General features: G+C 70.7%; 4 protein-coding genes. 2 read left to right on the top strand and 2 right to left on the bottom strand.

Features of this window, described 5'->3' with window-relative positions; translation table 11 throughout:
- Positions 1 to 1,019 (top strand): pseudouridine synthase (locus tag B3E43_RS14135; RefSeq protein WP_292030578.1); only part of this gene is annotated, 1,019 nt, incomplete at its 5' end.
- Positions 1,020 to 1,069: 50 nt separating this feature from the next.
- Here B3E43_RS14135 and B3E43_RS14130 read toward each other — a convergent pair.
- On the bottom strand, positions 1,070 to 1,735 hold the full coding sequence (locus tag B3E43_RS14130; RefSeq protein ID WP_292030576.1) for a CDP-alcohol phosphatidyltransferase family protein: 666 nt from the start codon (positions 1,733 to 1,735) through the stop codon (positions 1,070 to 1,072).
- Positions 1,732 to 2,115 (bottom strand): hypothetical protein, encoded by a 384-nt coding sequence (locus B3E43_RS14125; protein WP_292030575.1) that lies wholly within the window; start codon positions 2,113 to 2,115, stop codon positions 1,732 to 1,734. Before B3E43_RS14125 ends, B3E43_RS14130 begins: the two co-directional genes overlap by 4 nt.
- 75 nt (positions 2,116 to 2,190) lie before the next feature.
- Between B3E43_RS14125 and B3E43_RS14120 the strand changes: the two genes are divergently transcribed.
- On the top strand, positions 2,191 to 3,081 hold an 891-nt coding region (locus tag B3E43_RS14120; RefSeq protein WP_292030573.1), incomplete at its 3' end, for a phosphatidate cytidylyltransferase.

Genomic DNA, 3,081 nt, shown 5'->3' with positions numbered 1-3,081 from the left:
AGGCCGGCGCCCCCGAGCCGGTGCGCCTGTTCCGCTATCACAAGCCCGCCGGGCTGGTGACGACGCACGCCGATCCCAAGGGCCGGCCGACCGTGTTCCAGCATCTGCCGGAAGGCCTGCCGCGCGTGATCTCGATCGGCCGCCTCGACCTGGCCACCGAAGGGCTGCTGCTGCTGACCAATGACGGCGAGCTGTCGCGGGCGCTGGAGCTGCCCGCGACCGGCTGGATCCGCCGCTACCGCGCCCGGGCCTTCGGCTACGCCACTCAGGAACGGCTGGACAGGCTGAAGGACGGCGTCACCGTCGAGGGTGTCCGCTACGGCCCGATCGAAGCCAGGCTCGACAAGGCGACGGGCGACCGTGAGGGGGCGCGCAACGTCTGGATCACCCTGACCCTGGCTGAAGGCAAGAACCGCGAGGTGCGCCGCGTGCTCGAGTCGATCGGGCTGAAGGTCAATCGCCTGCTGCGCCTGAGCTATGGCCCCTTCTCGCTCGGCGACCTGGGCGTCGGCGAGGTCGAGGAAGTCGGGCCGCGGGTGATCCGCGAGCTGCTTGAGGGCATCGTGCCGCCGCAGGCCATGCCGAAGGGCCATGCCGTGCAGTTCAAGGGCGCGCCCGGGAGCGGACGGCGCCGCCCCTCTGGCGAGGCCGGCGGCGTCCCGCATGAGCCGACCGCCCCGAGACACGGCCGTCAGCCGCGTCCGGGTCAGGAGACCGGCGAACTGAAGGGCGAACGCCAGCCGAAGAAGCCCGGCTGGGCCAAGGCCAAGCCGAAGCTCTATCCGCATCCGAAGAAGAAGTCCGCGCCGAGGTCCACCGAGGCCGAGGCGCCGAAGAAGACTTGGTATGGTGATCCGAAGGCCGCGCGTCCGGGGGCGAAGGGGCCTTCTGGATCCGCGCGCCCAGCCGGGCCGCGTCGCGACGGGCCTGCCGGGCCGAAGGGGGCCGCGGCGCCGCGAGGACGAACCGGCGCTCGTCCGCAAGGCCCTCGGCCAACGGGGCCGAAGGGGAAGCGATAGCTTTTTCTCCGCTCATCCCGGCGAATGCCGGGATGAGCGGAGTATGGGGACTATGCCCTCTCCCTCAGCCGCTTCGCCAACCTGGCCGTCCGACGCCAGACGGTGGCCACGCTGCCCAGCGCGATGATCGCCAGGGCGAGGATCATGGTCCCGCCGCGCCAGCCCCAGAGCGGCTCGGCGATCGCGACCAGACAGGCCACCGTCAGCGCGAACATGCGGTGCGGCTTGGCCATCGGGCCGGAGAAGTCGGCGGTGAATCCGAGACCCCGACCGAGCTCGCGCACATAGGCGGTCAGCACCGCCAGCAGCGCCGTCAGCCAGCCAAGCCAGACCCCGGCGGCCAGGCCCGCCGCCGCGGCGCTGTAGCCGGCCGCGACCAGGAACAGGCCGTCGGCGATGCGGTCGGGCAGTTCGTTCCAGATCGGGCCGGACGGGCCGCCCCGGCCATGCTCCACCGCCACCATGCCGTCGAGCATGTTGGCCAGCAGGCGCAGCTGGATGCAGACCGCCGCCAGCAGCAACCATCCGATGCGCGCTGGGCCCTCGCTCTCGCCGGCCATGGCCAGGCCCGCCGCGCCAAGCACAGCGAAGGCGACGGAGCAGAAGGAGATGGTGTCGGGGCTGATCCCGACCCGGCCGAGCGCGGAGGCCATCGCGCCGGCCCAGCCGGCGGATCGAGTCTTCAACGGGCGGCGGTTCTCAGGCGCGTCGGTCATGCGGCCCTCCGGCGGGCGCGGACTAGGCCCGCGTTGTAGACGATGGCGTAGAGGGTCGAGACCGACCACGGCACGGCGATGGTGGCGACGATCTCCGGCGTGCCGATCAGGGTGTGGGCCAGCGTCAGCAGCGCCAGGATGGAGGTCGCGGTCAGGAGCGGCGGCGCGATGAAGGCGAGAACGCCCGACAGCGTCCCGTCCAGTCTCTCAAGCGTCTTCTTGAGGATGCCTGTGAGCACGCCGGAGATGGTCCCCTGCACCAGCGCCGGCAGCCAGGCGCCCGCCAGGCCGTGGTCGCGGTTCGCGAACAGCGCCCAGCCGCCCATCATCACAAACCCGAACGCGACGTGGACGACGCTCGATTTAAGGACTCGCTCCATGCGGAGAGCCTTGACCGGAACGCCCGCCTCGGCAACCTCCGTCGGGCGGCGGCGTCGCGGGGCGGGAACGAGAGTTTGGACCAGATCACGCGCTTCCTCGACCTGCAGCATCCCCATCTGCTCTGGGGCCTGGGCGGCGTGTTCGGCCTGGTCGTCCTCGGCGCGGTCGTGGCGGGCGTCCTGACCGTCGTGAACCCCCGGAAAGACTACACCGAACTGCGCCAGCGCATCTTCAGCTGGGTGATCATGATCGCCCTGCTGTCGGCGGCCCTGCTGCTGGGCTGGCAGGCGACCACGGCGCTGTTCGCGGTGGTCTCGTTCATCGCCCTGCGCGAATTCCTGTCGCTGGCCCCGACCCGGCGCGAGGACCGGCTGATCGTGCTGGCCGCCTATCTGGCCATCCCGCTGAACTACGCCTTCATCGCCGCCGACATCTACGGCGTCTACCTGGTGCTGATCCCGGTCTACGCCTTCCTGATTACGCCCTGGCTGATGGCGGTGATCGGCCAGACCCGCGGCTTCCTGGCGAGCGCCTCGATGTTCCACTGGGGTCTGATGACCTGCATCTACAACATCGGCTACGTCGCCTTCCTGATGCGGACGCCGCCCTACGAGGCGCCCGCCGGCGGGGCCGGGCTGGTCTTCTTCCTGCTGGTCGCCACCGAGTTCAACGACGTCGCCCAGTACGTCTGGGGCAAGCTGCTGGGCCGCCACAAGATCATCCCCAGGGTCAGCCCCAACAAGACGTGGGAGGGCTTCATCGGCGGCTGGATCACCACCGCCGCCCTGATCTGGTTCGCCGGGCCGCTGTTCACGCCGCTGGAGGGCCTGGGCCTGGCCGTGGTCGCTGTCGTCCTGCCCGCCGCCGGCTTCGCGGGCGATGTGACGATGAGCGCCATCAAGCGCGACATCGGCGTCAAGGACACCTCGCACCTGATCCCGGGCCACGGCGGCATCCTCGACCGC

Origin of the sequence: Brevundimonas sp. UBA2416, assembly GCF_002343105.1 — a bacterium.
GTDB lineage: Bacteria > Pseudomonadota > Alphaproteobacteria > Caulobacterales > Caulobacteraceae > Brevundimonas.
Note: the sequence above shows the minus strand (reverse complement) of the source record. Positions and strands in the feature narration are given on the sequence as shown.